Source organism: Curtobacterium phyllosphaerae (assembly GCF_049341865.1).
Taxonomy (GTDB): domain Bacteria; phylum Actinomycetota; class Actinomycetes; order Actinomycetales; family Microbacteriaceae; genus Curtobacterium; species Curtobacterium phyllosphaerae.
This window is the reverse complement of sequence record NZ_JBMPIU010000002.1, coordinates 95820-117685: the sequence shown is the minus strand read 5'-3', so window position 1 is coordinate 117685 and position 21866 is coordinate 95820. Positions and strand designations below refer to the sequence as shown.

Sequence of the window (21866 nt, the reverse complement as noted above, 5' to 3'; positions counted from 1 at the left end):
TGCACGTGGGGACATCGACCATGATGGGTGTCGACGTTCCCCCGACACGACGGAGTGCACCATGCGCATCGGCATCCTCACCAGCGGCGGCGACTGCCCCGGACTCAACGCGGTCATCCGGGCCGCGGTGCTCAAGGGCATCGCGATCTACGGGCACGAGTTCGTCGGCTTCCGCGACGGCTGGCGCGGGGTCGTCGACGCGGACATCGTGCCGATCGGCCGGAAGGACATCCAGGGCATCGCCAAGCAGGGCGGGACGATCCTCGGGACGAGCCGCACGAACCCCTTCGAGGGACCGAACGGCGGCGTCGAGAACATCCAGCGGAACCTCGAGCGGCACGGCATCGACGCGATGATCGCGATCGGCGGCGAGGGCACCCTGGCCGCCGCGAAACGCCTCACCGACGCGGGTCTCAAGATCGTCGGCGTGCCGAAGACCGTCGACAACGACCTCGGCGCGACGGACTACACCTTCGGGTTCGACACGGCGGTGCAGATCGCCACCGACGCCATGGACCGCCTCCGCACGACCGGCGAGTCGCACAGCCGCTGCATGGTCGCCGAGGTGATGGGCCGGCACGTCGGCTGGATCGCCCTGCACTCCGGGATGGCTGCGGGCGCGCACGCCATCCTGATCCCCGAACAGAAGACGTCGCTCGAGCAGATCGCCGCCTGGGTCCGGTCCGCCTACGACCGCGGCCGCGCACCGCTCGTCGTCGTCGCCGAGGGGTTCGTGCCGGACCACGAGGACAACGCCCACACCGAGCGGGGCCTCGACGCGTTCGGGCGTCCGAGGCTCGGCGGCATCGGCGAGCGCCTCGCCCCGCTGATCGAGGACATGACCGGCATCGAGACGCGGGCGACGACGCTCGGGCACATCCAGCGCGGTGGGACGCCGACCTCGTACGACCGGGTGCTCTCGACGCGGCTCGGGCTCGCGGCGATCGACTCCGTCGTGGAGGAGCGCTGGGGCCGGATGGTGGCGCTCAACGGGACGGAGATCGTGCACGTGTCGTTCGAGGACGCGCTCGGGGCGCTCAAGGTCGTGCCGCAGGACCGGTACGACGAGGCCGCGATCCTCTTCGGCTGACCCCGTCCGCCGGCACCGCGTAGCGTCGTCGACATGCAGCGACGCACCCTCGGCAGGACCGGACGCACCGTCTCGGTCATCGGACTCGGCACCTGGCAGCTCGGCGGCGACTGGGGCGCCGTCTCCGAGGACGAGGGCCTGGCGGTCCTCGACGCCTCGGCCGCCGCGGACGTGACCCTCTTCGACACCGCCGACGTCTACGGCGACGGGCGGAGCGAGCAGATCATCGGCACGTGGCTCGCGGCGAACCCGGACGCCGGCGTGACGGTGGCGACGAAGATGGGCCGACGCCTCGAGCAGGTGCCGAGCACGTACGTCGCGGCGAACTTCCGCGCCTGGGTCGACCGTTCCCGCTCGAACCTCGGCGTCGACACCCTCGACCTGGTCCAGCTGCACTGCCCGCCGACCGCCGTGTACGACGACGATGCGGTCTACGACGCGCTCGACGCCCTGGTCGACGACGGTTCGATCGCGGCCTACGGCGTCAGCGTCGAGGAGGCCGCCCAGGCGCTCACCGCGATCGCACGTCCGAACGTCGCGACGGTCCAGATCATCCTCAACGCGTTCCGGCTCAAGCCGCTCGACGAGGTCCTGCCCGCCGCGCGCGCCGCGGGTGTCGGGATCCTCGCGAGGGTGCCCCTCGCCTCCGGTCTGCTCACCGGCAAGTACACCGCGTCGACGACCTTCGCGCCGGAGGACCACCGCTCCTACAACCGGCACGGCGAGGCGTTCGACCAGGGCGAGACGTTCAGCGGCGTCGACTTCGAGGACGGCGTGACGGCCGCCCAGCGGTTCGCCGCCGCGGTGCCGGACGGCGTGTCCGTGCCGCAGGCCGCCCTCGCGTGGCTCGTGGAGCAGGACGGTGTGACGGCGGCCATCCCCGGTGCGCGCAGTCCGGAGCAGGCCCGCTCGAACGCCGCGGCCGGGTCACTGCCGCCGCTCGGGGACGCGTTCGACCGTGGCGTCCACGAGCTGTACGACGACACGTTCCGGCAGTCGGTGCACCCGCGGTGGTGACGCTCCCGGCCGACGGCGCGGGCCGGACCCGCGCCGTCGTCGTCTCCTCGTCCGCCCCGACCGCCGTCCGCGACGTCGAGCTGGCGCCACCGGGTCCCGGGGAGGCGCTCGTCGACGTCACGTTCTCGAGCGTGAACTACAAGGACGGCATGGCGATGGCGGGCGACCCCGGCGTCGCGCGGATCGACCCGCTGGTCCCGGGGATCGACGTCGTCGGCCGGATCGGGGCGATCGGGGGTGTCGGGGACGTCGACGATGGTGCCGCGGACCCGGGATTCCGGGTCGGCGACCGCGTCGTCCTGAACGGCGCCGGCGCCGGGGAGACGCGGGACGGCGGGTTCGCGACGCAGGCGATCGTCCCGACGGGGTCCCTCGTGGCGCTGCCCGACGCACTCCCCGACGACCTCGCCGCCGCCATCGGCACGGCGGGGTTCACGGCGATGCTCAGTGTGCTCGCGTTGGAACGCCTCGTCGGGCCCGACGACGGTCCGGTCCTCGTGACGGGGGCGTCCGGCGGGGTCGGGACGGTCGCGATCGCGCTCCTCGCCGCGAACGGGTACACGGTGACGGCGTCGACGGGCCGCCCGCAGCACGCCGACGCGCTCCGGACCCTCGGCGCGCACGACGTCCTCGACCGGTCCGAGTTCACCGGACCGGGACGGCCGATGCAGCGGGCGCGATGGGCCGGGGCGGTCGACAGCGTCGGAGGTGCGACGCTCGTGAACGTCCTGGCGCAACTACGGTGGGGCGGAGCCGCGACGGCGTGCGGACTCGTCCAGGACGCCGCCCTGCACGGCACGGTGCTGCCGTTCGTCCTCCGTGGCGTCGCGCTGCTCGGGGTGAACTCCGTGGACGCGCCTCCAGCCCTCCGCCGCCGCGCGTGGGACCGACTCGCGACCGACCTCGACCCGGCGCTGCTCCGGTCGGTCACGACGACCGTCGGGCTCGAGGACGCGATCGGCGTCGGCGAGCGGATCCTGGCCGGAGCAGTCCACGGCCGGACCGTCATCCGGATGTGACGTCGCGACATCGCAATTGGAGAATACCCTGTACTGCATTTCTCTCCGGCCTCCGGGTATTGCCCCGAGAAATGTCAATCGCAGCGTAGGATGTTGAATACCCGGGCGCGTATCCGAGCGCTCCCGGCTCCTCCCGAAAGGCCATCCCATGCCGGTTCCCAAGGCGACCACGGAGAACTCGCCGCGCCGTCTCCTGCGCGACGTCGTCTTCGAGAAGATGCTCGGCGCGATCCAGGACGGCACCCTGACGCCGGGTGAGCGCCTCAACGACGACGAGCTCGTCCAGTGGCTCGGTGTCTCACGCACCCCCATCCGCGAAGCGATCGCACGGCTCGTGGAGTACGGCCTCGTCGAGATGGAGGCGAACCGCTACACGCGCATCGCCACCCCGACCCGCGAACAGTACGACGACGCACTCCAGTTGCTGTTCGGCATCACGGAGCTCGCGGCGCGGTGGGCGTTCCCACGGTTCGACGACGACGACACCACGGCGTTCTCCGAGCTGCTCGACACCGCGCGTGCGCACGCCCTCGCCGAGGACCGGGCACTCACGCGGGACGTCAACACGCTCTTCGCGTTCATCATCGCGCGGTCCGGCAACGACCTCCTCGTCAAGGTGAGCGAGTCGATCGTGCCGCGGACCCAGTTCCTCGCCCTGACCGCGTCCGACGAGACCTTCTGGGACGTCGCGCAGGCGCTCGACGCGTTCCGGGCGGCCGCCACGGAGCGCGACGGCGAGGCCGGCGGGGCGGTGCTCCGTGCCATGGACGTCGCGATGCGCGAACACGTGCGGAACGTCCGCTCGGCGATCGACCAGTCGGCGTCCTGACCGCGGCCGGGGCGCCCCTGACGGCGAGCGCGACCATGGACACCGCACCGTCCCTCCTGCTCGACGTCCGGGGGCTCCGCGTCACGCGGAGCGGCCGTGACCTGCTCCACGACGTCGACCTGACCGTCCGGTCCGGCGAGCACTGGGCGTTGCTCGGGCCGAACGGTGCCGGCAAGTCCACGCTGCTCGCGGTCCTCGGTGCGACGTCGCACCCGACCGCCGGCACCGTCGACGTGCTCGGCGCACGGCTCGGCCGGGTCGACGTCCGCGAACTCCGCGAACGCATCGGACACGTCGATCCACGACACCGGATGCTCGCGCCGCTGACGGTCCTCGAGACCGTGCTGACCGGGCTCACCGGCACCACCGACACGATGCTGCGCTGGTCGCCGAGCGACGACGAGGTCGAGCGCGCCGACCAGCACATCGTCGACGTCGGACTCGGCGGACGACGCGAGGCGCGCTGGCCGGTGCTGTCCCAGGGCGAACGCGGCCGGGCGCTCATCGCCCGGGCGTTGATGAGCGAACCGCGCCTGCTGCTGCTCGACGAACCGGCGACGGGACTCGACGTCGCCGCACGGGAGCACCTGCTCGAGACGGTCGATGCGCTCCGCACCGGCCACCCGGAGCTCGGGAGCGTCATGGTGACCCACCACCTCGAGGACTTGCCGGCCTCGACCTCGCACGCGATGCTCCTCCGCGACGGCGCGGTGGTGGCGAGTGGCCGGGCGGACGACGTCATCACGTCGGGACCGGTGTCGGCGTGCTTCGCGTTCCCCCTCGACATCGCGCGCGAGGACGGCCGCTGGCAGGCCCGCCGTGCCCGGTCCGCGCGCGACACCCCGACCGGGATGCGCCGACCGGCCGTCGGGCCTACTTCGCGCTGATGCCCCCGAGCATCCCCGAGATGAACCGCTTCTGGAGGAAGAAGTACAGCACCACGATCGGGAGCGCCACGATGATCCCGGCGGCCGACAACAGCGAGTAGTCGGTCAGGTGCTCGCCCTTGAAGAACGCGAGCCCGAGCGGGGCCGTCCGACGCTCCTCGCTCGTGATGAGGACGAGTGGCATGAGGAACTCGTTCCACGTCCACATCGAGATGAGCACGCACATCGTCACGATCGGTGCGATCGACGGCGGCACGACGACCTGCCAGAGCACCCGGAGGTCCCGCGCCCCGTCGATCCGCGCCGCCTCGATGATCTCCCCCGGGAACGTCCGGAACTGGTTCCGCATCCAGAAGATCCCGAACGCCAGGGACTGTGCGGTCTGCGGCAGGATGAGGCTCGCGTAGGTGTCGGTCAGCCCCACGGTCCGCAGGTTGAAGTAGAGCGGGATGATGAACGCCTCGGCCGGCAGCATGAGCCCGGCGAGCATGACGAAGAAGAGCACGTTCGAGCCGATGAACGACAGCCGGGCGAACGCGAACCCGGCGAACACCGCCAGGATCGTCGTGAGCACGACCGTCGCGATCGTCACGACGACGCTCGACACCATGTAGGTCCCGAAGTGCCCCTGCGTCCACGCCGCCCCGAAGTTGCCGAGGTCGATCCTGCTCGGCAGGTGGAACGAGCCGGAGTTCTCCGCCGACGGGGTGACCGCGGAGAACAGCACCCCGACGAGCGGGACGACCGCGAAGAGGGCGAACAGCGACAGGATGACGTAGTCGACGGTCTTCTCGGTCCGGGAGATCCTCATTCGGCGTCCTTCGGCTGGAGGCGGTTGATGAGTGCGGTGACGATCATGATCACGACGGTCAGGGCGATCGCGACCGCGGCGGCCGACCCGACCTGCCCCGTGTTGAACGCCCGGTTGTAGGCCTCGAACGCCGGCACCGTGGTGGAGTTCCCGGGACCACCGCCCGTGGTGATGTAGACGAGGTCGAACGTCTTGAGCGCGGACACGATGGTCAGCGTGAGCGCCACGGCGATCTGTCCGCGGAGCGACGGCAGCGTGATCGAGGAGAACTCCCGGGCCGGTCCGGCACCGTCGAGCCGGGCGGCCTCGAACAGCGTCGGCTGGATGTTGCCGACACCGGACAGGAACAGCACGAGGCAGAGCCCGACGTTCAGCCAGGTCCCGACGAACCCGATGGCGACGAGCGCCGTCGAGTAGTCGCCGAGCCACACCCGCGCGAGGCTCCCGAGCCCGATGGCCCGGAGGACCTCGTTGACGAGTCCGTCGGTCGAGTACAGCGAGACCCAGATCGTCGCGACGACGACCGAGGCGATGACCTGCGGCAGGAAGAGCACCGTCCGGAAGAACGACATGCCCGCGAGCCGGTTCGCCCGGGAGATCAGCGCCGTGAGGAACAGCGCGATGGCGACCGGGACGACCGAGTAGAAGAGCATGAGCACGAGCGCGTGTCCGAAGGCCCCGCGGAGCTCGGTGTCGGTGAAGACGGACGCGTAGTTCGCTGCGCCCGCCCACGTCGCCGGGGAGAGGCCGTCCCAGTCGTAGAACGAGTACTGGATCGTCTGCAGGAACGGCCAGCCGAGGAACACCGCGAAGACGAGGAACGCCGGCAGGACGTACAGGTAGGCGACGAGGCTGCGGCGCCGTCGGCGCGGCGTGCCGCGTACCGGACCGGAGGCACGGGGCGGGGCCGCTCCGTCCCTCCCGTCCGTCTGCGGCTCGGTCCCGGGACCGGCGCCCGAGCGCCCGGACCGGGCGCCACCTGCCCGGGCGCCCGATCCGGTCCGTGTCGCTGCGTCGGTCACGTCAGCCGCGGCTCTTCGCGAAGGCGGAGTAGTCCGTCTGGAGTGTCTCGGTGTACTCCGCCGGCGTCGACTTGCCGGCGATGAGGTCCTGCATGGCCGCCGACAGGGTGTCGTAGAAGGTCGGCGTCGCGTAGTCGAGGTACGGGGTGATGCCGTTCGACTCCGAGATGGTCTTGTACTCGCTCGTGATGTCGGCCGCGAGCGTGCCCGTGGCGGGGGTGTCGTCCGACGGCACGACGGTCGGCAGGTTGCCCGTCTTGACGAGGACCTCCGACGCGCGCTCGTCCGTCACGAAGTCGACGTAGGCGGCCGCGGCGTCGGCGTGCTTCGTCTTCGAGGTCAGCGCCCATGCGAGCCCCTCGCCACCCATGGTCACGGCGGTGTCCGACCCCTTCGGGGTGAGTGCCGTGAACCGGATGTCCTTCGCTGCGGACGCGGCCTCGAGCGTCGCCTGGTTCCAGGTGCCGGTGACGAGGAACGCCGACTCGCCCTTGCCGAAGGTCGCGACGGCGTCGTCGCGCGAGACGCCGTTCGACCCGGGGGTGATGTAGCCGTCGTCCTGCCAGCCCTGGATGGTCTTGGCGGCCTCGACGCCGTCGGCGTCGGTCCATGCGCCGCTCTTCGAGGTGACCAGGTCGTTCACTGCGTCGTGTCCGGCGAGCGCCGACAGCACGAGTCCGTACAGGTGGATGCCGGGGCTCTTCTCGACGTCACCGTAGCTCAGCGGCAGGTCGCCCGCCGCCTTGACCTTCGCCATGTCGGCCGTGAGGTCGGCGACCGTCTTCGGTGCCTCGCTGATGCCTGCCTTCTGGAGGACGGCCGAGTTGTAGTACAGGCCGACGAGCTCGCCGGTCTGCGAGACGCCGTAGAGCTTGTCACCCTGCCAGGTCGTGCCGTCGGACGAGAACGAGTTGAGCTTCAGCAAGCTCGACGGGTAGTAGTCGTCCCAGCCGTAGAGGTCGGAGTAGTCGTCGACCGGACGCAGGAGCTTGGCCTTCACGAAGGCGCCCATGTCCGGGTACCCCTGGTTGGCCTGCACGACGTCCGGCGGGTTGTCGCCGGAGAGCGCCAGCTTGAGCGTCGTCTTGAGGTCGGCGAACGAGCGCGAGACCCGCTTGATCGTGACGTTCGGGTACTTCTTCTCGAAGGACGCGTTGAGCTGCTGCTGGGCGTCGCTGATCCCGCCGTCGGTGTTCTGGTCCCAGACGGTCAGGGTGATCTTGTCCTTGCCGACGCTCTTCGAGACCGGGCCGAGGCTCTGGTCGCTCGTCGCCGCGGAACCGCCCGGTGCGCAGCCGGCGAGGCCGAGCGCGACGGCGGCGGCCGCGCCCACGAGGAGCGATGCCTTCCTGAGGTGCTTCATGGTGTGTTCCGATCTGTCGGGAGTCCGGATGCTACGGGGGTGGGTACTGCGGTGCGGCCCGGAGCCGCTGGCCTGTGGGGGAACCGGCGGGATCAGCCGGTGGGGAGGGACGGCTCGCTGAGGAAGGACCAGTCGCCGTCCGGACGGGTGCGGTCCACGAACGCGACGAGGTCGGCCGGGCGGGGTGCACTCGCCGCGCCGCCGAGGCCGGTGACGGACATCGACGCGCAGAGTCCTGCGAACCGGAGCTGCGTGGCGAGGTCCCACCCGCGGTCGGCCGCTGCCATGAACGTCGCGACGAAGACGTCGCCGGCACCGGTCGGGTCGAGCACGGGGACCCGCACGGTGGGCACCTCGACGAGCGTGCCGTTCGCGGAGTCGACCGCGACGGCACCGTCCGGACCGCGCGTGACGACGGCCAGCGGGACCCGTTCGGCGAGGGCCTTGGCGGCGGCGACGGCGTCGTCGGTGCGGGTGTACCGCATCGCCTCGACGTCGTTCGGGACGAAGACGTCGACCTCGGCGAGTCGGTCGAGCACGTCCGCCGACCACGCACCGGTGTGGTCCCAACCGACGCCGCCGACGACCCGGGTCCCGGAGGCCCGGAGCCGCGCGACCCACGCCGGCAGGGGCGCCGCGATGCCGACGTGCGTCGCGCCGATCGGTCCGATGTCCGTGGGGAGCACCAGGTCGCCGAGGCGCTCCTGGTAGGTGATGAAGCTCCGGTCGTGTGCGCCGGTCTCGGCGTGTGCGCCGGTCAGGGAGACGCTGACCGGGCTCTGGAAGCCGGGGACGACCTCGAGCAGGGACGTGTCGAGGTCCGGCTCGGCGTCGAGCACGGCGTGGATGTGCTGGCCGAGCGGGTCGTCACCGAGACGCGCCAGGAGCATCGTCCGCGCACCGGCCCGCGCCGCCGCGACGGCTCGGTTCGCGACGCCGCCCGGGGTGATGCCGAAGCCGTCGGCGTACACCTCGGCGCCGACCTCGGGCACTGCGACACCGGAGAACACGACGTCGCAGAAGACGTCGCCCGCGAACAGCAGGTCGGCGCCGCTCGTGCGGGCTGGGTCGGTCACGGTGTCTCCTCGTCGTCGCGGATCCGTCTGGACAACGGCTGCGAGATGTCATGCAATCCTGAGCATCCGTTGTTGCAAGCACGTTACCGACGTGACGCACTTTTGTTAACTCTGCGCAGGTAACGGTTTCGTGATGCGCGACTTTGCTCGACTTCGCGCAACTCTTCGGTACAGTGGCGATCGTGATCCTCCGCGACCGGCAGAACCGCATCCTCAGCGCACTGCGCGTGGGCGGCGCTGCCTCGGTGCGCGAACTCGCCGAGGCACTCGACGTCAGCGAGTCGACGATCCGACGCGACCTCGAGATCCTCGACCGGAACGGCGAGCTCACCCGGACGTACGGCGGTGCGGTGCTGAAGCCCGGCACGACGGTCGAGGAACACGGCGGACAGGCATCCGAGAGCGCGTTCGACCAGTCGGCCGATCGCGACCTCAAGGAACGGATGGCCGATGCCGCCGCCGCGATGGTCACCGACGGCAGCGTCGTCGTCCTGGACATCGGGACCACCACCCCGCTCCTCGCCGCACGGCTGCACGGTCGCGACGTCACGGTCGTCACCTCGAACCTCGCCGTGTTCGACGAACTCCGCGACGACGACGCCGTCCGCCTCGTGCTGCTCGGCGGGGTCGTGCGCCGGAACTACCGCACGCTCGTCGGCTCGCTCGCCGAGCAGGCGCTCCAGCAGATCAGCGCGGACATCGTGTTCCTCTCGTGCACCGGTGTCCGTGCGAACGGCCACGTCGTCGACAACATGGCGGTCGAGGCCCCGATCAAGCAGTCCATGATCGCCGCCTCGGACCGGGTCGTGCTGCTCGCGTCCGAGAACAAGTTCCCCGGGAGCGGCGCCCTGCGCCTCTGCTCCCTCGCCGACGTCGACGTACTCGTCACGACGACCGGCGCACCCGACGAAACACTCGAACTGTGCCGGAACGCCGGCGGAGAGGTCACGCTGACATGAAGCTCTGCATCCTCGGAGGTGGCGGGTTCCGCACCCCCTACGTCTACCAGGCACTCCTCCGTGACACGGGCTCGCCCCGGGTCGAGGAGGTCGCCCTGTACGACGTCGACGAACAGCGTCTGCACGCCATGATGGCGATCCTCTCGGAGTTCGCGGCGGACTTCCCCGACGCGCCGACGCTCGTCCCGACGACGTCGCTCGAGGCGGCGGTCGAGGGCTCGGACTACGTGTTCGCCGCCCTCCGCGTCGGCGGGCTCGAAGGCCGTCGCTGCGACGAGCACGTCGCCCTCGACCTCGACGTCCTCGGACAGGAGACGACGGGCCCCGGCGGCCTCGCCTACGCGATCCGGACCGTGCCGGTGATGGTCGAGGCGGCGAAGGTCATCAAGCGCCTCGCACCGAACGCCTACGTGATGAACTTCACGAACCCGGCCGGGATCATCACCGAGGCCATGCAGACCGTCCTCGGCGATCGTGTCCTCGGCATCTGCGACACCCCGTCGGGCCTCGGGCGTCGCGTCGCCGGGCTCATGGGCCTCGACCACACCCGCGTGCAGATGGACTACGTCGGGCTCAACCACCTCGGGTGGATGCGCCGCGTCATGTACGACGGGCGGGACGTCCTGCCGCAGCTCATGGAGTCGGACGAGCTCCTCGGCGCGATGGAGGAGGGCCACGTCTTCGGGCTCGACTGGGTCCGGTCACTCGGCGCGATCCCGAACGAGTACCTGTTCTACTACTACTTCAACCGCGACGCGGTCCGCTCGATCATCGACTCCGGCACCACGCGCGGGGACTTCCTCGCACAGTCGCAGGGTGCGTTCTACGAGCGTGCGACCGCGGCGGGGGACGGCGTCGCCGAACTCTGGCGCGAGACCGTCGAACGGCGCAGCGCGTCGTACATGGCCGAGGCGAAGGGCGGCACGCAGGAGGCGCCGACCCACGAGAAGGAACGCGAGGCCGACCCCGCCCACCAGGGCTACGCCGGCGTCGCGCTCGGCGTGATGGCCGCGATCAGCCGGAACGAACGGCAGACGATGATCCTCAACGTGCGGAACAACGGCACCATCACGGGCTTGCCGGACGACGCCGTGGTCGAGGTGCCGACGATGGTCGACGCCAACGGCGTGCACCCCCTCTCGACCGCGCAGCCGGACCTGCACCAGATCGGCCTGATGTCGCAGGTCAAGGACGTCGAGCGGTACACGATCGCCGCCGCGATGACCGGGAGCCGGGACGAGGCGCTCAGGGCGTTCGCTCTGCACCCGCTCGTCGACAGCGTGACGATCGCGCGACAGCTCGTCAGCGGCTACATCGACAGGATCCCCGAGGTCGCGGCGGTCCTCACCCGCTGACGGGGTCAGCCCCGGGGTCGGTCGAAGCGGGACCCCTCCGGCCGGGAGTCCAGTGCGAACCAGATGATGAGGATGATGCCGCCGACGATCGGGATGAGCTGCAGGAGCTGCCACCAGCCGCTGCGGTTGCGGTCGTGCAGTCGGCGGGCGCCGAGGGCCCACCCGGGGATGAGGATCGCAAGTCCCCACACGTAGGAGACCCAGTTCCCCGGCGCGGCGAACGACGACCCGACGAGGGTCGACAGGTTCGACGGGTCGCCCTGGAGCTGCGACGCCATCTGCATGGTCGAGCCGGTGACCGCGTCGATGACCGAGCCGACGATCGACAGCACGAACGCGATGATGATGTTCCACAGGGCGAACCACCAGTACTCGCTGCGGCTCGCCCGCCCGGTGAAGTCGGCGTACTTCTTGAAGACCCGGACGAACGCCTGCGCGAACGGGATGCCGTACCAGGGCGCCCAGATCGGCGGCTCGCCGCCCGTCGGTCCCGACCGACCGGACTGCGGGTAATGACCGGACTGCGGGTACTGGCCGGGCTGCTGTTCGCCGTACTGGGGGGTGCTCATGTCGCGAACCTACCGGGGTGGCGGCGACCGTGTTCCGCCTCCCGGTCGGTCCCGCCGCTACGGGGTCGCCCCCGCCGCCGCCCGTGCCGCCGCCGGGAGCGCGTCGAGGACTCGGGACACGGCGCGCTCGTCGTGGGCCGCCGTGACGAACCACGCCTCGAACACGCTCGGCGGGAGGGTGACCCCCGCGTCGAGCATCGCGTGGAAGAACGGCGGGTAGCGCCACGTGTCCTGCGCGCGCACGTCGTCGTAGTTCTGCGGGGCCGTGTCCGTGAACGCGAACGAGAACAGGTTGCCGGCGTGCTGGACGGTGTGCGCGACCCCCTCGGCGCCGAGCGCGGCGGACGCCGCCGTGGCGATGGTGGCGGCGGTCTCGTCGAGACGCGCGTACACCGCGGCGTCCGCTGCCCGGAGCGTCGCGATCCCGGCAGCGACGGCCAGCGGGTTCCCGGACAGGGTGCCGGCCTGGTACACCGGCCCGAGCGGGGCCAGGAAGTCCATCACCTCACGCCGACCGCCGAGCGCGGCGAGCGGCATGCCCCCGCCGATGACCTTGCCGAAGGCGACGAGGTCGGGCTTCCACCCGCGACCGTCGGGGACGACCTGGGACGCCTCGAGCCCCCACCACCCGGCCGGCCCGACGCGGAACCCGGTGAGCACCTCGTCGAGGATCAGCAGCGCACCGTGCGACTGCACGATCTGCGCGAGCGCCCGGTTGAACCCGCGTGCCGGTGCGAGCACGCCCATGTTCGCGGCGGCGGCCTCGACGATCACACCAGCGATCCGCTCGGAGTGCTCGTCGAACGCGCGGCGGACGGCGTCGAGGTCGTTGTAGGGCAGGACGAGGGTCTGCGCCGCGGTCTCCGCCGTGATCCCGGCGGACCCCGGGAGGGCGAGGGTGGCGACCCCGGAGCCGGCCTCGGCGAGCAGCGAGTCGGAGTGCCCGTGGTAGTGGCCCGCGAACTTCACGAGGAGGTCGCGGCCGGTGTACCCGCGGGCGAGCCGGATCGCGGTCATGGTCGCCTCGGTGCCGGTCGACACCATCCGGAGCTTCTCGACCGGACCGTCGCCGTCGACGCTCACCCGGTGGCGGACCAGCTCGGCGAGCTCGGTCTCCCCCGGGGTCGACGCCCCGAACGACAAGCCCCGCGCCGCGGCGTCCTGCACCGCACGGACGGTGCCGGGGTGCGCGTGCCCGAGGATCGCCGGGCCCCACGACGCGACGAGGTCGACGTACTCGCGACCCTCGGCGTCGGTGACGTACGGACCCGTGGCCGAGACGAGGAAGCGCGGCGTCCCGCCGACCGACCCGTAGGCGCGGACGGGTGAGTTCACGCCGCCCGGGATCGACTTCTTCGACCGGCGGAACAGGTCGTCGTTCGTGGCCGCAGCCGTCGCGCCGCTCATCGTGCGCCCCCGAACGCACCGGTGCGCGACCCCGTCAGGGTGCGCGCGACGTCGACCGCGAAGTACGTCAGGATCGCGTCCGCCCCGGCGCGCTTGATGCCGACGAGGCTCTCCATGGCCGCGGCCTCGAGGTCGATCCACCCGTTCGCGGCGGCAGCGTGGATCATCGAGTACTCCCCGGAGATCTGGTAGGCCCACACCGGCACCGGCGAGGTCTCCGCGGTCCGGGTCAGCACGTCGAGGTAGCTCATCGCGGGCTTGACCATGACGATGTCGGCACCCTCGTCGATGTCGAGCGCGACCTCGCGGAGCCCGGCACGGCCGTTCGCAGCGTCGATCTGGTACGTCCGGCGGTCGCCGACGAGCGACGACGACACGGCCTCCCGGAACGGGCCGTAGAACGCCGAGGCGTACTTCGCCGCGTAGGCGAGGAGCGCGGTGCCGGTGTGCCCTGCCATGTCGAGTGCGTCGCGGGCCGCGTGGATCTGGCCGTCCATCATGCCGCTCATGCAGACGAGCTCGGCACCGGCTTCGGCCTGCGCCACCGCCATGTCCCGGTACCGGACGAGGGTGGCGTCGTTGTCGACCGAGCCGTCGGCCGCGAGCACCCCGCAGTGTCCGTGGTCGGTGAACTCGTCGAGGCACAGGTCGCTCTGCACGACGAGGGCGTCGCCCACCTCCTCCTTCGCCACGCGGATCGCGACGTTGAGGATGCCGTCGGGGTCGGTCGCACCGGACCCCGTCGCGTCCTTGTGCTCGGGCACGCCGAACAGGTTGACGCCACCGACCCCGGCCTCGGCCGCCTCGACGAGCGCGCGGCGGAACGAGTCGAGCGAGTGCTGGACCACGCCCGGCATCGACGCGATCGGCACCGCCTCGGCAGCGCCCTCGCGGATGAACATCGGGAGCACGAGCTCGGCGGGGTGGAGGCGGGTCTCGGCGACCAGGCGGCGCATGGCCGGTGTGGCGCGGAGACGGCGGGGACGGACCTGCGGGAATCGTCCGACGGCGGAGCTGTGTGCGGAGGAGAGCGGCACGGTCACCTTTCCGGGGTGTGGTGGTTCGGGGATGTATGGAGATCGGCGACGACGGCGTCGAGGAGTGCGGTGGCCGACCGGGAACGCCCGACCACGTGGACGGGGAGCCCGGCGGCACGGGCGTCGGCGGCCGTCCTGGGACCGATGCACGCGATGCGGGTCCGGGGACCGAGCGGCGTCATCCGCCGGGCGACCTCCCGGGCGACGCTCCCGCTCGTCACGAGGACCACGTCCGGCGCCGGATCGAGGACGATCGGCTCGGTGCCGGTCCCCACCGTACGGTACGCGACGACGTCCTCGACGTCGATGCCGCGGGCGCGGAGGCCGTCGGACACCGTCGTCGCCGCGATGTCCGACCTCGGGAACAGGACCCGACCGGGAACGTCCGGCATCGCGAGCACGAGGTCGGCGGCGGAGGCCTCCTCCGGGACGACGGCGACGTCCCAGCCGACGGCGCGGCACGCGGCGGCGGTCGCCTCCCCGACGGCGGCCACCCGGAAACCGTCGGCCTGGAGGCGCGGGGCCGCGTCCGCCACCACGCGGACGGCGGTCGCACTGGTCACCACCACCCATGCGTGCGCGCCGTCCGCGAGTGCGCGCACGGCGCGGGCCAGCGCGTCGACATCAATCGGCGGCACATCGGTGATGAGCGGGACCGTGACCGGCTCGAGACCGCGAGCACGGGCCTCCCGTCCGATCCGTTCCGCCCACTCGCCGCCGCGCGGCAGGACCACGGTGGGGCGCTGCGACGTGTCCGTGACGATCCCTAGCGCGAGGTGCTCGCGATGTCGGCCAGGTCGGCCGCGCCGCTGTCGAGGAGCTCCCGAGCGACGCGCTGGGCGACCTCGCGGGCCTCGGCGAGACGGGGCGCGGCAGCACCGGGCTCGAGGTGCGCGCCGTGGGACGCCGACCGGTACTCGGTGCCGTCCGGGCGGTAGACCGTCGCGGTGACGAGGAGCAGCTCGGCGTCGACGACGGCGGTGGCACCGATCGGCGCCGAGCAGCCGGCCTCGAGCGTCGCGAGCACCTGCCGTTCCGCCGTGACGGTCAGCCGGGACTCGGCGTGCTCGATGCCGCGGAGTCCCCGGTCGAGCGACGCGTCCCCGTGGTCGTCGCGCACCTCGATCGCGAGTGCTCCCTGCCCGGGAGCGGTCGGCCAGGAGCCGAGCCCGATGAGGTCGGTGGCGTCGGCCAGTCGGTCGAGTCGTCCGAGGCCGGCCGCGGAGAGCATGACGGCGTCGAGGTCGACCCCGACCCGTCCGAGCCGCGTGTCGATGTTGCCGCGGATGTCGACGATCTCGAGGTCCGGGCGACGTCGACGGAGCTGCGCCGCGCGGCGCGGGGACCCGGTGCCGACGCGCGCACCCTCCGGCAGCGTCTCCAGGGTCAGACCGTCCCGGGCGCACAGGGCGTCCCGGGCGTCGGCGCGGAGCGGGACGGCCCCGATCGAGAGTCCCGGGTAGGGCGCGGTCGGCAGGTCCTTGAGCGAGTGCACGAGGACGTCGACCTCGCCCGCGACGAGCGCCTCGCGGAGTGCCGACGCGAACACGCCCGTGCCGCCGAGGGTCGCGAGCGACTCCTTGGAGCGGTCGCCCTCGGTCCGCACCGTGACGAGCTCCACGGATCGGCCGGCGGCCTTGCCGAGCCGCGCCGCGACCTGCTGGGACTGCGCGAGGGCCAGGGCGCTCCCGCGCGTCCCGACCCGGATCGGGGCGGGACCGGCCTCCGGTGCGGTGCTGTCGGTCGTCGTCCGGGTCACGGCTTCAGTCCGGCGACCGCCGGCTTGAAGCCCGCACGGACGTTCTCGCAGCACCCGGGACGGCAGACGTCGTACCAGGGGCCGATGTCGGTCAGGTGCGGACGCTGCTCGACCGGGGTGGCGTCACGGCGTTCGAGGACGAGGTCGACGAGCCCCGAGACGTACGCCGGGTCGACACCGGGGGTCGGCGTCCGGGTCGACCAGAACCCGAGCTCGCCCGCGGTCTCGGTGGCCTCTTCGTCGAGGTCCCACATGACCTCCATGTGGTCGCTGACGAAGCCGAGCGGGACGATGACGACGGCGCGCGTCGGACCGCCCGCGAGTTCGTGCAGGTGGTCGTTGATGTCCGGCTCGAGCCAGGGCTGCGTCGGCGGGCCGGAGCGCGACTGGTACACGAGCTTCCAGGACGGGAGCGCCGACCCGGCGAACGGTGCGCCGAGCGGGGTCGCGACGAACTCCGCCCATGCGGTGTCGAGGACGACCTGGGCGACCGCGGCGTGCTGGGCCGCGTACGCCCCGTGCTCGTCGAAGCCGCGGAAGTCCGGCCCGGACCGTTCGGCGTCGGACGACGGGATCGAGTGGGTCGAGAACAGGACCTGCAGCTCGGTCCCGAGGTCGAGTCCCTCGTTCGCGACGACCGCCTCGGCGATCGCGGTGCGGACCCCGTCGACGAAGGGCCGGACGAAGCCCGGGTGGTCGAAGAACTGGCGGACCTTGTCGATGGCGACGGTGTCCTGGAGACCCGTTGACTCGAGCACGCGCGCGAAGTCCTCGCGGTACTGCCGGCAGCCGGAGAACGAGCTGTAGGCGCTCGTGGCGATCGCGATGAGCTTCGTGTGGCCGGCGTCGGCGGCCTCCTGCACGGCCTCCTCGAGGTAGGGCGCCCAGTTCCGGTTGCCCCAGAGCACCGGCAGGTCGATGCCGCGCGATGCCAGTTCGGCCTCGAGCGCGGCCTTGAGCGCACGGTTCTGGGCGTTGATCGGGCTCACGCCTCCGAAGTGCCGGTAGTGGTGCGCGACCTCCTCCAACCGCTCGTCCGGGATCCCGCGGCCGCGCGTGACGTTGCGGAGGAACGGGATGACGTCGTCCTGCCCCTCGGGGCCGCCGAACCCGGCGAGGAGGATCGCGTCGTACGCCGTCGGGGCGGTGACGTACTCCGGGCCGTCCGCCGCTGCGGCCGTCGCGGCCATCACCAACTGACCGTTCGAGATGTTGCTGGTGTCCGTCACGCCATGACCTCCGGGAGTTCAGTGGTGTCGATGCGTCGGCCCGTGAAGAACGGGACCTCCTCGCGCACGTGCAGGCGGGCCTCGGTGTACCGGAGGTCCCGCATCAGGTCGACCAGGTCGACGAGTTCCGGCGACTCGAGCGGCAGGATCCACTCGTAGTCGCTGAGTGCGAAGGTCGCGATCGTGTTCGTCAGCACCCGGCGGTACTTCGCGCCGGCGATGCCGTGGTCGCGGAGCATCGCGCTCCGCTCGACCTCCGGCAGCAGGTACCACTCGTAGGAGCGGACGAACGGGTAGACCGTGATCCACGCCTCGGGGTCCTTGCCGCGCAGGAACGCGGGCGTGTGCCGCTTGTTGAACTCGGCCTCGCGGTGCATCGCCATCGCGTTCCACACCGGTTCGGCGGTCTGGAACAGCATGGTGCGTCGGATCCGGCGGAGCGCGGCCTGGATCGCCTGCGCCTCGTCACCGTGCAGCCAGAGCATGACGTCCGCGTCGGCCCGGAACCCGGAGACGTCGTAGATCCCGCGGAGGGTCACGCCGTGGTCCGCCGCGGCGGCGATCACCGCGTCGAGTTCGTCGACCGCCGCGGCGTCGGCTTGCCGGATGCCCTCGATGGGACGGCGGAACACGGCCCACAGCGCGTAGGCGGTGAGGAGGTTCGGGTCGACACCGGTCGCAGGGTCGACAGTGCTCTCCGGGACGGTGCTGGTCGTGCTGTCCGGCGCGGGCGCGCTCGTGCTCATGGGAGCCTGGTTCCTTCGGTCGAGGAGGATGGTCGTCGCGGCGCCCTTGCCGTCATGGGTGCCCGACCGACGTTCCCTACCGGCGACGGATCACCGTGACGACGATACCCCCGATGGCCAGGGCACCCCCTGCGAACGCAGCCAGGTACGGCACCGGCTTCCGTTCGATCCCGCGCTTGACACGGGAGGCCGCGAAGCCGATCTGCTTCGGCACGTTGAGGCGGTCCTCGATCGCGTCGAGGGTGTCGAAGAGCTGTGCCCGGGTCGCCGCGACGCGTTCCGTCAGGCCGTCGAAGTCGGGGCCGTGGTCCTGGTCGTCGTCGGCCATCAGAAGGTCCCGGGGACGTCGGGACGCCGGTCGGCGTGCTGGCTCGGCGGGGTCGGCTTCTTGCCCATGCCCTTGACCGCGTTGATGTCGTTCTTGACGCTGTCGATCGTGCGCTTGGGCAACGGCGGGAACCCGGTCTTCAAACGACGCCACCCGAGGAGCCCGAGGATGCCGGCGACGATCAACAGGACCACCGCGACGATGATCGCCGCGAGCCAGCCGGGAAGGACGGTCGCGAGACCGAGCACCGCAGCGGTCAGCAGGACGCCGATCGCGTACAGGACGATGACGAGCGCGACGATGAGGAACGCGGCGGCGAAGGCGAACACCTTCGCCTTGCCGAGCAACTCGGCCTTGAGCAGGGCGATCTCACCCTGGACCAGGTCCTTGACGAGCCTCGGGACGTCGCCGACGAGTCCGAAGAGGGACTTGCGGCCGGTGCGCGTGTCGGACATTCAGGACCCTGCCGACCCGGAACCCTTGGGCCCGGCCTTGCGGACGACCTTCTTGGTGGTCTCGCCGATGAACTCGGCGACGTCCGGGGTGCGGTCGGCGATGAAGTCCTCGACCGTGTGCACCTGCTTCTGCACGCCGTTGCTGTTCCAGACCCGGCTCGACACCGACTTGATCTGCTCGTACCGTGCGCGGCCGGCGCGGGCTCCCAGGACGTACCCGAGTGCTGCACCGGCGACGAAGATCAGTCTGCCTCGCATGTGGAGTTCCTCCGGTTGGTGTCATGCGCCGAACGGAATGTGTCGGCGGGTTGGGATGGTGACTCGGTCAACAGTAGACCCCGGGGCACCTCGCCGTTCAGGCCGGGTGCGGGTCTCGTCCGTCGAGCACCTCGGCCGCCCGGGCCCTGGCACCGGCCACGATCCCGGCGAGCCCCCGCCCCGTCGACGCCTCGCCGACGCCTCGGACCCCGTCCGCGAGCCCGGCCGCCTCGGTGTCGGGGCCGTGCCAGCGGACACGGGCGGCCCCGACCACGTGGCGGGCGCCGAGCGGCACCCCGAGGAGCGTCGCGGCGTCCGCTGCCGTCGAGGCCGCCAAGGCGCTGTCCGGGTCGACCGCGACGCTCCGTCCGACGTCGGTCGTGTCCGGGCCGTCCTGCGGGCCGACGGCGTAGCTGAGCCGCAGCACGTGCCTCCCGTCCGTCCGCTCGGCGAGCCACGGCCACTTGACGGTCGCGTGGGTGAGCGCCTTCGGTCCGGGCCGGGCACCCCGTGCTCCGGTCCCGCGGGCGAACGGCGCGTCAGGGTGGACGAGCATGCCGGTGCCGCGGGGGGCGTCGTCGAGCGCCGGTTGGTCGACCACCAGCGTGACGAGCTCGATGCCGGTCCGGTGCGCCGGCACCGTGCGCTCGGGGTCGGGGACGCCTGCGACGACGTGGTCGGCGACGAGCCGTTCCACCGGACCGGAGCCGGCGTCGGCCGCGACGACGTCCACGCCCGCCCGGTCGATCCGGACCGCCCGGGTCCCGAGGCGGACGTGCACCCGGTAGGTGTCGAGGTCGGCGACGAGCTCGTCGACGAGCCGGGCGACACCGCCGCGGATCCCGCCGACTGCCGAACCGGCCGGGGCCGCGGCGCGCTGCGCGAGGACGGCGCCGGCGAGGGAGCCGTCGCGGAGGAGCGCTGCCCGGAGGCCCGGCGCGACGCGGTCGAGCGGGAGCCGGTCCGGGTGGGTGGAGTGCACCCCGCCGGCGATCGGCACGACGAGGTCGTCGAGCACCCGCGCGCCCATCCGCCGCCGGACGAGCTCGCCGAGCGTCCCCGCGGAGGCACCGACGGGTCCGGGCAGCAGCGAGTCCATCTGCGCGCGGAGTCCGCCGCGGGTCCCGATCACGGCGAGGACGTCGGCCGCCATCGGGATGCTCGGGATCCCGAGCAGCCCGGCCGCGGGCAGCGGTGCCGTCCGGCCGTCGCGGGTCATCAGCCACGCGCCGCGCGGATCCGGTGCGCAGAGCTCGTTGCCGAGTCCGAGTTCGATCGCCAGCGTCGAGACGACGTCCCCGCGGGTGGCGAAGGAGTCCGCGGCGAGGTCGAGCGCGATCCCGGCGACGACGTGCGACCGGACCATGCCACCGAGTGCGCCCGACGCCTCGACGAGGGTGACGGCGGCGCCGCCCTTGGCGAGGTCCCGGGCGACGACGAGACCGCCGACACCGCCGCCCACCACGACGACGTCGGTCACGCGACCGTGCCGTCGCCGAGCGAGTGCACGAGCTCCACGATGCGGGTCAGCACCGTCGGGTCGGTCTCCGGCGGCACGCCGTGCCCGAGGTTCACGACGTGCGCCCGCGCCGACCCGCCCCGGGCGACGACGTCCCGCACGTGCGCCTCGAGCACCGGCCACGGCGCCGCGAGCATCGCCGCGTCGATGTTGCCCTGCAGCGTGTGCCCGGTGCCGACGCGGCGGACGGCCTCGTCGAGCGGGATCCGCCAGTCGACGCCCACCGCGTCCGTGACGAGCGGGCTGTCGCCGACGCCCGCCATGTCGGCGAGGACCTCGCCGCTCCCGACGCCGAAGTGGATGCGGGGCACACCGAGGCCGTCGACGTGCCCGAGCGCCCGCGCGGAGTGCGGCGCGACGGACGCGCGGTAGTCCGCCCGGGAGAGCGAGCCGACCCAGGAGTCGAACAGCTGCACGGCGGAGGCACCGGCGAGCACCTGGGCCAGGAGGAACGCTCCGGACACGTCGGCCGCCCACGTGAGCAGCCGCGCCCAGACCTCGGGCTCGGCGTGCATGAGCGTGCGGGCTCGGATGTGGTCCTTGCTCGGGCCGCCCTCGACGAGGTAGGCGGCCAGGGTGAACGGGGCCCCGGCGAACCCGATGAGCGGTGTCGTCCCGAGCTCCGCGACGGTGCGGGCGACGGCGTCCTGGATCGGCGCCAACGCCGCGGGGTCGAGCGGCGCGAGCGCGTCGACGTCGGCGGCCGTGCGGATCGGGCTGCCGAGGACGGGACCGCGACCAGGGACGATGTCGACGTCGACGCCCGCGAGCTTGATCGGCACGACGATGTCGCTGAAGAAGATGCCGGCGTCGACACCGTGCCGTCGGACCGGCTGCAGCGTGATCTCGGACGCGGTCGCCGGGTCGAGGCACGCGTCGAGCATCGCCGTCCCGATCCGGAGGTCCCGGTACTCGGGGAGGGAGCGCCCGGCCTGCCGCATGAACCAGACCGGGAGCCGCTCCGGTCGCTCGCCGCGGAGTGCCCGGATCAGCGGGGATCCCGCGGTCGCTCCGGAGGCGAGCGGGTGCGCCGGCGGGAGTGCGAGCGTCGGGGTGCGGGTGGCGTCGGTCACAGCGCCAAGTCTCGCATCCGCAGCGGGACCAGACCTTGCCGTGTCCTCAGCACGGGGG

At 72.0% G+C, this 21866-nt stretch carries 23 protein-coding genes; 7 read left to right on the top strand and 16 right to left on the bottom strand.

What is annotated here, in order from left to right; genetic code table 11:
* Positions 1 to 61: 61 nt before the first annotated feature.
* The 5 genes from ACO0E0_RS03705 to ACO0E0_RS03685 all read left to right on the top strand — a co-directional run bounded on the left by ACO0E0_RS03705 (position 62) and on the right by ACO0E0_RS03685 (position 4842).
* Positions 62 to 1090: a 6-phosphofructokinase gene (locus ACO0E0_RS03705; protein ID WP_422870058.1), complete on the top strand. Its 1029-nt coding sequence runs from the start codon at positions 62 to 64 to the stop codon at positions 1088 to 1090.
* A gap of 33 nt (positions 1091 to 1123) precedes the next feature.
* Positions 1124 to 2107 carry an aldo/keto reductase gene (locus ACO0E0_RS03700; RefSeq protein WP_422870057.1) on the top strand — a complete coding sequence of 328 codons (984 nt, stop codon included), beginning with the start codon at positions 1124 to 1126 and terminating at the stop codon, positions 2105 to 2107.
* A complete protein-coding gene (locus ACO0E0_RS03695) occupies positions 2101 to 3126 on the top strand; it encodes an MDR family oxidoreductase (protein ID WP_422870056.1) in 1026 nt (341 codons plus the stop codon). The genes ACO0E0_RS03700 and ACO0E0_RS03695 overlap by 7 nt, the downstream gene beginning before the upstream one ends.
* A 148-nt stretch (positions 3127 to 3274) precedes the next feature.
* Positions 3275 to 3955 carry a GntR family transcriptional regulator gene (locus ACO0E0_RS03690; protein WP_422870055.1) on the top strand — a complete coding sequence of 227 codons (681 nt, stop codon included), beginning with the start codon at positions 3275 to 3277 and terminating at the stop codon, positions 3953 to 3955.
* Positions 3956 to 3990: 35 nt separating this feature from the next.
* Positions 3991 to 4842, top strand: a complete 852-nt coding sequence (locus tag ACO0E0_RS03685; RefSeq protein WP_422870054.1) for an ABC transporter ATP-binding protein — start codon at positions 3991 to 3993, stop codon at positions 4840 to 4842.
* Here the strand turns inward: ACO0E0_RS03685 and ACO0E0_RS03680 are convergent.
* The 4 genes from ACO0E0_RS03680 to ACO0E0_RS03665 all read right to left on the bottom strand — a co-directional run bounded on the left by ACO0E0_RS03680 (position 4829) and on the right by ACO0E0_RS03665 (position 9114).
* Complete coding sequence (locus tag ACO0E0_RS03680) at positions 4829 to 5653, bottom strand: carbohydrate ABC transporter permease (RefSeq protein ID WP_422870053.1); 825 nt, start codon at positions 5651 to 5653, stop codon at positions 4829 to 4831. The genes ACO0E0_RS03685 and ACO0E0_RS03680 overlap by 14 nt on opposite strands.
* On the bottom strand, positions 5650 to 6675 hold the full coding sequence (locus tag ACO0E0_RS03675; RefSeq protein WP_422870052.1) for a carbohydrate ABC transporter permease: 1026 nt from the start codon (positions 6673 to 6675) through the stop codon (positions 5650 to 5652). Before ACO0E0_RS03675 ends, ACO0E0_RS03680 begins: the two co-directional genes overlap by 4 nt.
* A gap of 1 nt (position 6676) precedes the next feature.
* Positions 6677 to 8038 carry an extracellular solute-binding protein gene (locus ACO0E0_RS03670; RefSeq protein ID WP_422870051.1) on the bottom strand — a complete coding sequence of 454 codons (1362 nt, stop codon included), beginning with the start codon at positions 8036 to 8038 and terminating at the stop codon, positions 6677 to 6679.
* Between the two features lie 92 nt (positions 8039 to 8130).
* Positions 8131 to 9114 (bottom strand): carbohydrate kinase family protein, encoded by a 984-nt coding sequence (locus ACO0E0_RS03665; protein WP_422870050.1) that lies wholly within the window; start codon positions 9112 to 9114, stop codon positions 8131 to 8133.
* Between the two features lie 182 nt (positions 9115 to 9296).
* Here ACO0E0_RS03665 and ACO0E0_RS03660 point away from each other — a divergent pair, with 182 nt between their 5' ends.
* Together ACO0E0_RS03660 and ACO0E0_RS03655 are read left to right on the top strand one after the other, a co-directional pair.
* Entirely contained in the window at positions 9297 to 10073 is a 777-nt protein-coding gene (locus tag ACO0E0_RS03660) for a DeoR/GlpR family DNA-binding transcription regulator (RefSeq protein WP_422870049.1), read from the top strand.
* On the top strand, positions 10070 to 11428 hold the full coding sequence (locus tag ACO0E0_RS03655; protein WP_422870048.1) for a 6-phospho-beta-glucosidase: 1359 nt from the start codon (positions 10070 to 10072) through the stop codon (positions 11426 to 11428). Before ACO0E0_RS03660 ends, ACO0E0_RS03655 begins: the two co-directional genes overlap by 4 nt.
* A 5-nt stretch (positions 11429 to 11433) precedes the next feature.
* Here ACO0E0_RS03655 and ACO0E0_RS03650 read toward each other — a convergent pair whose 3' ends face one another.
* From ACO0E0_RS03650 to hemE, 12 genes are all read right to left on the bottom strand, one after another.
* Positions 11434 to 11997 carry a DUF805 domain-containing protein gene (locus ACO0E0_RS03650; RefSeq protein WP_422870047.1) on the bottom strand — a complete coding sequence of 188 codons (564 nt, stop codon included), beginning with the start codon at positions 11995 to 11997 and terminating at the stop codon, positions 11434 to 11436.
* Positions 11998 to 12054: 57 nt separating this feature from the next.
* Positions 12055 to 13404, bottom strand: coding sequence for a glutamate-1-semialdehyde 2,1-aminomutase (hemL, locus tag ACO0E0_RS03645; protein ID WP_422870046.1), 1350 nt, complete (start codon positions 13402 to 13404; stop codon positions 12055 to 12057).
* Positions 13401 to 14441, bottom strand: coding sequence for a porphobilinogen synthase (gene hemB, locus ACO0E0_RS03640; protein ID WP_422870045.1), 1041 nt, complete (start codon positions 14439 to 14441; stop codon positions 13401 to 13403). Before hemB ends, hemL begins: the two co-directional genes overlap by 4 nt.
* 2 nt (positions 14442 to 14443) lie before the next feature.
* Positions 14444 to 15175, bottom strand: a complete 732-nt coding sequence (locus ACO0E0_RS03635; RefSeq protein ID WP_422870044.1) for a uroporphyrinogen-III synthase — start codon at positions 15173 to 15175, stop codon at positions 14444 to 14446.
* A 32-nt stretch (positions 15176 to 15207) separates the two neighbouring features.
* Positions 15208 to 16200 (bottom strand): hydroxymethylbilane synthase, encoded by a 993-nt coding sequence (hemC, locus tag ACO0E0_RS03630; RefSeq protein ID WP_422870043.1) that lies wholly within the window; start codon positions 16198 to 16200, stop codon positions 15208 to 15210.
* Positions 16197 to 17390, bottom strand: a complete 1194-nt coding sequence (locus tag ACO0E0_RS03625) for a ferrochelatase (protein WP_422870443.1) — start codon at positions 17388 to 17390, stop codon at positions 16197 to 16199. The genes hemC and ACO0E0_RS03625 overlap by 4 nt, the downstream gene beginning before the upstream one ends.
* Before the next feature lie 35 nt (positions 17391 to 17425).
* A complete protein-coding gene (gene hemQ / locus ACO0E0_RS03620) occupies positions 17426 to 18175 on the bottom strand; it encodes a hydrogen peroxide-dependent heme synthase (RefSeq protein WP_422870042.1) in 750 nt (249 codons plus the stop codon).
* Positions 18176 to 18251: 76 nt separating this feature from the next.
* A complete protein-coding gene (locus tag ACO0E0_RS03615; RefSeq protein ID WP_422870041.1) occupies positions 18252 to 18503 on the bottom strand; it encodes a hypothetical protein in 252 nt (83 codons plus the stop codon).
* The gene (locus tag ACO0E0_RS03610; RefSeq protein ID WP_422870040.1) at positions 18503 to 18958 is read right to left on the bottom strand and encodes a phage holin family protein; all 456 of its coding nucleotides are present in this window, start codon (positions 18956 to 18958) and stop codon (positions 18503 to 18505) included. Before ACO0E0_RS03610 ends, ACO0E0_RS03615 begins: the two co-directional genes overlap by 1 nt.
* A complete protein-coding gene (locus tag ACO0E0_RS03605; RefSeq protein ID WP_422870039.1) occupies positions 18959 to 19216 on the bottom strand; it encodes a hypothetical protein in 258 nt (85 codons plus the stop codon).
* A 97-nt stretch (positions 19217 to 19313) separates the two neighbouring features.
* On the bottom strand, positions 19314 to 20696 hold the full coding sequence (locus tag ACO0E0_RS03600; RefSeq protein WP_422870038.1) for a protoporphyrinogen/coproporphyrinogen oxidase: 1383 nt from the start codon (positions 20694 to 20696) through the stop codon (positions 19314 to 19316).
* The gene (hemE, locus tag ACO0E0_RS03595) at positions 20693 to 21808 is read right to left on the bottom strand and encodes a uroporphyrinogen decarboxylase (RefSeq protein WP_422870037.1); all 1116 of its coding nucleotides are present in this window, start codon (positions 21806 to 21808) and stop codon (positions 20693 to 20695) included. The genes ACO0E0_RS03600 and hemE overlap by 4 nt, the downstream gene beginning before the upstream one ends.
* Positions 21809 to 21866: the final 58 nt, after the last annotated feature.